Source organism: Trueperaceae bacterium (assembly GCA_019454765.1).
GTDB lineage: Bacteria > Deinococcota > Deinococci > Deinococcales > Trueperaceae > JAAYYF01.
In genome coordinates this window covers 1-4840 of record JACFNR010000080.1, presented here as the reverse complement: position 1 = coordinate 4840, position 4840 = coordinate 1, and the positions used below count along the sequence as shown (strand labels likewise).

At 65.7% G+C, this 4840-nt stretch carries 2 protein-coding genes; both read right to left on the bottom strand.

Going from position 1 to position 4840, the window contains the following annotated elements:
• Window positions 1-2774, bottom strand: a 2774-nt coding sequence (locus tag H3C53_13225; protein MBW7917628.1) for a site-specific DNA-methyltransferase, incomplete at its 3' end; no start/stop codon positions are given.
• 81 nt (window positions 2775-2855) lie between these two features.
• Window positions 2856-4840 (bottom strand): restriction endonuclease (locus H3C53_13220; GenBank protein MBW7917627.1); only part of this gene is annotated, 1985 nt, incomplete at its 5' end.

Sequence of the window (4840 nt, the reverse complement as noted above, 5' to 3'; positions counted from 1 at the left end):
TCACCGAGGTGGTTGATGGCCTTGACGGCGATCCGGCCGGTGCTCGGCTTGGGGAACGGCCTGGACACGGCGCTGTTGAGCGAGGCCCAGGCGTCCTCGTCGATCTCGGCCTTGAGCGTCGTGCGGAGGGCCTTGTACGGGTCGTTGGCGCCGAGGAAGTAGGCGTGCCGCACGAAGAACGACTCGCCGTCGTGCTGCGTGTCGATCATCCAGAGGGCTATGCCGTCTGGGTCGTCGGCGCGCACCTCGCCGGTGCTGGGGTCGAAGACGTCGATGCCGCGGATCTCAACCTCTAGTTGGTCGTCGCCCACGGGGCGGACCTCTATGTCGGGCTCACCGAAGACCACGAAGAGGTTGCCCTTGCCGGTGGTCTTCAGGTCGGTCGCCATGTGGAGGTCCGCGTTCATGCGCGCCTTGAGGAGCGGCACCGCACCGAGCCGGGTGAACTCGGTGGCGTGAGCGTCGTAGTTGAAGGCGCAGGCTATGACGACATCGAACCCGGCGTCGCCCGCCTCCTTGGCGGCGTCCACCAGGTCCGGCCGCGTGACGGTGCCGAACTCTGGGCCCACGAAGATGCCGGCGCGCTTCTCCTTGCCGCCCTCCAGGTAGCGCCCCTCGGCGCAGAGGAAGAAGCCGGGCCAGGGGACGAGGCTCTTGAACTCGATGCGGTCGCTCTTGGCCGCCTGTTGCACGCCCGCCGCCCCTAAGTTCTCGAGCACCATGCGTACGAACGCGTCCTGGTCCTCGTGCACCTTTGCGGCCGGGTCGAGCCTGTCGCCCTCCTCGTCCACGCCAATCATGCGGTGCGGGGAGAGGCTTTCGACGGTGAAGGGGCCGGCCACGCGCACAGTGTTGCGGTCCTCGTACGGCTTGTCGTAGAGGTACTCGAACTCCGCCTTGGCGGCTATGGAGGCGTCGATCTCGCGTTGGCGCGCGATGCGCTCCTCCCACCACTTGGCGTGCGCTTCCTTGGCGGCGGCCGGCCAGTTGGGCGCGGCGTCACGCGGGATCTCCCATTCCTCCCAGGCCTGACCCAGTGCGCCGTTGAGCTGCGCGCGCAGAGGCTCGAGCCGCTGCTGGTACTCCTCCCAGATGACATCGATCTCTGCGTTGTTGGCGATCGATTTCAGCGTAATGTGGGGCACGCGCTCGTAAACGAAACCGTGGCGCAGGTCGCCGTTGACGGGAGTCGTCTTCACCGGCTCGCGGCTGACCTCCGCCTCCTTGGCCTGCCCCTCGCGGGAGTCGGCCAGGAGGTAGTAGGGGTACCTGGCGCCCATGATGCGTGAGCGGGCTAGGGCGAGGGCGACGCGCGAGGTGTCGATGGTTATCCAGCGGCGGCCCCACTGTTCGGCGACGTAGGCGGTGGTGCCGGAGCCGCAGGTGGGGTCTAGGACTAGGTCGCCGGGGTCGGTGGTCATGAGAAGACACCGCTGAACAATTTCGACGTTGGTTTGAACCACGTAGACGGGATCGTGTTGACCCAAGAAGCCGTCCCAAAGGTTTCCGAGCCTTACGGCCCTTGCCTCGTCCTGAAAGCGAATGTGTCGTAGCGCATTACCAAATGCTCCGACCCGGCCAGACTTAAGCGCTCTCTCTAGCGATGACTCTGGCATACCCCACCATCTCTTGCCAGAATCGAATTGCTGTCCCTGAAAGCCGATTGTGAATTTTCTACCTGGGCCGGGCTTAGTCAATGAAACATCACCGAAGGTTCGTGCTCCTTCTGGTAGACGGACCGTGCCTTCCCTTTCCTGCGCCTCAAGCCTTCGGTACGACCCATCTAGAAGCATGACCCAATTGAAATTCGGGTCTAGTTCCAAACCTCTCAATAAAAACAGTTGACGGAACTTGTGTTTGTCAGGATAGCGGGAGTACCAGAGGATATAGTCTAGGCGAGCTGGCAATTTTCCAGACGTCCCCAGGCCAGTTGCGCCTTTACTAAAAGCAACGATGGAAACGCAATTGTCGTCTCCAAACACCTCATCCATCACCGCCCGCACCCGATGCACGTTCTCATCCCCGATCTGCACGAAGATGGACCCGCTCTCGGTCAGCAGGTCGCGCGCCACGGTCAACCGGTCCCGCAGGTAGGTGAGGTAGGAGTGGATGCCGTCACGCCACGTGTCCCTGAACGCCTTGACCTGTTCGGGTTCGCGGGTGATGTGGGCGGCGTTGCCGTCCTTGACGTCGCGGCTGGTGGTCGACCACTGGAAGTTGCTGTTGAACTTGATGCCGTAGGGTGGGTCGATGTAGATGCACTGGACCTTGCCGCGTAGGCCCTCGCGCTCGGCCAGCGACGCCATGACGGCCAGGCTGTCTCCCAGGATCATGCGGTTCTGCCAGCGGCCCTCGTGCTGGTAGAAATCGGTGCGTTCGGCCCCCTCGGGGAAGCCGCCGAAATCGGCGAACAGGGAAGGCTGCTCGGAAGCGGACTCCTCGGCCTCTTGCGTCTGGCGCCTGAGGTCGTCTATCAACACCTTCGGGTGGACCTTCTCCTGGATGTACAGGGGCGGTGCGGCCACCACGAGGTCGTGCCAGTCGGCCTGGTCCTTGCCGCGCCACACGAGTTGCGGGTCGAGGTCGCGGTCGCGCGCTTCCTTCTCGCGATCCAGGCCGCCCGCGCCGCGCTCGAAGCGCACGCTCACTGGTCGCGCTTGCTCCTGCGTCAACACCGATTGGTGCTCGGCCGACGGGATGTTCGTGCGGGTCGCCTCGTCGTGCGTCAGGGCCGCGACCTCCTTCCCCTGCTTGACGGTGCGCTTCCTAGCCATATGTCCTCCACCGATCCGAGCCGGCGGCAGGAACGCGCTGCCAGCAGGGTAGTCGCTGTCGCGTCATCGCCTCACCCACCCCTAGGGCTCCCGCCTACCGGCGCTGAGCACTTCTCCTAGCAACTCCGCCACCTTGGCATCGAGATCCGTTCCCATGGTCCACACGTCGGTGAGCTCCACGAAGTCCCACCGGCCGAAGCTCTCGAGGGCGTTCACCCCGGGGACCCAGTGCGTGAGCATGGTGCTCTTCTTGTCCTTGGCGTCCTCGCCTCGGTAGCCCTTCACCTCCACGACCAGGTTCAGCGGGTCGTCTCGGCCGCGGCCATCGTCCAGCTGGACGATGAAATCGGGCCGGTACAGGTGCCGCTGGCCCTGGTGCAGGTAAGGCACCTCGAAGCCGAGGCCGTGGTTCTTCACGTAGGCGAGCACCTGCGGGTGCTGCTCCACGGCGCGGCAGAACTCGCCCTCCCAGTCGCTGTCGAGCACGGCCCAGTTCACGTGCGAGCGTAGGGGCGACGTCTCCCACCGCTCCGCCTTGCTGGTCGTGAAGTTCACGTACGACGTGCTGCCGCGCGGCTCGAACGGGTCGGGAATGGCGAGCACGCGCTTGGCGCCGCCCGGCGAGCGGACGATGGCCTGCATCATCCTGTCGCACGCCATGTCGGCGATGGTGCGGTAGAGCACCTGTGTGGGCGTCGTGCCACCCACGCACTCCAGGTGCTCCTTGAGCCAACGCTTCACGATCTTGCTGAGCTGCGGGTAGAGGTTGGCGCGCGGCGCCTCGTCCGGGTCCCGCCACCGCTCCAGCAGGTAGCTGGTCAGCTCCATGATGAGGGTGGACTCGCGCGTCTTCTCGAGGTGCTTGAGGTCGAGCTGAACGCTCTTGCCGATGATGCCGGAGCTGATCGTCTGGGTGGCCCCGACGAGCTCGGGGGTGAGGCGCAGGGTCGAGTCCTCGTCGAAGCGTGCCGTGAGCACGTCGTTCGGGAGCTCCACGCGGTAACCCTGGATGCGTGGGAAGGTGATCTCGAGCGCGTCGCGCTCCGGGCGCACGGCGTGGACGCGCACCGTCTCACGCGGCGCCTTGGGAGGGGCCACCACGGGCTTGGCCGTGAAGTCGAAGGGTATGCCCAGCACGTCGGCGTACTCCACGTCGAACAGACCGTTGGCGTTCAGCTCGTAAGACTGGCGCCTCAGCGCGCGGCCCACCACCTGCTCGCAGAGCAGCTGCGTCCCGAAGGCCCGCACGCCCAGGACGTGCGTGACGGTGTTGGCGTCCCAACCCTCGGTGAGCATGGCCACTGAGACCACGCAGCGCACGTCGGCGCCCAGCTCGCCGGCCTTGCCCACCGTGTTGAGCACCTGCCGCAGCAGGTCCTGGTCAGACAGGTTCTCGCCCGCTCGAACGTCACCCGTCCGCTGCACGAGCTCGCGCTTGAACGCCTCGATCTCGTCGGCCGCCGCGTCCCGGAAGTCGGGGTCGAGCGCCTCGCCCGACTCGAGTTGGCTGCTGTCGATGAGCAGCGTGGGCGGGCGTGCGTAGGGGTTGCCGAGCGTGTCGAAGTTGCTGAACAGCGGCAGCGCCGCCTTGATGAACTCCTCGGCCCCGTCGTCACGCTGCCGGTGGTAGCCGGCCACGTAGTCGAACACCGCCTTGGAGGTGGTCGTGTTGTTGCACACGATGATGAAGCACGGCGGCACCGATATGCGCGCCTTGCGCCACGCCTGGTCGACCAGCTCGTAGTGGCCGTAGAGCGCCTCGAGCGCCGTGTATAAGGGCGCGGGCAGCTTCCTCGGGTCCGCGGCCCGACCGGCACCCCGGCCGCGTTTCGGCATCTGCTTGCCGATGTGTTTCCACAGCTCGCGGTACATGGGCATCTCGTTGCCGGGGATGTTGTCGGCCACGGGCACGCGCGGCAGCTTCACGATGCCGCACTCGATGGCGTCCATGAGCGAGAAGTCGCTCATCACCCACGGGAAGAGCGTGCCCTCCGCGTAACCGGAGCCGCTCAGGAAGAAGGGCGTGGCCGATAGGTCGAACACGCGCTTCACGCCCAGGCGCCGCT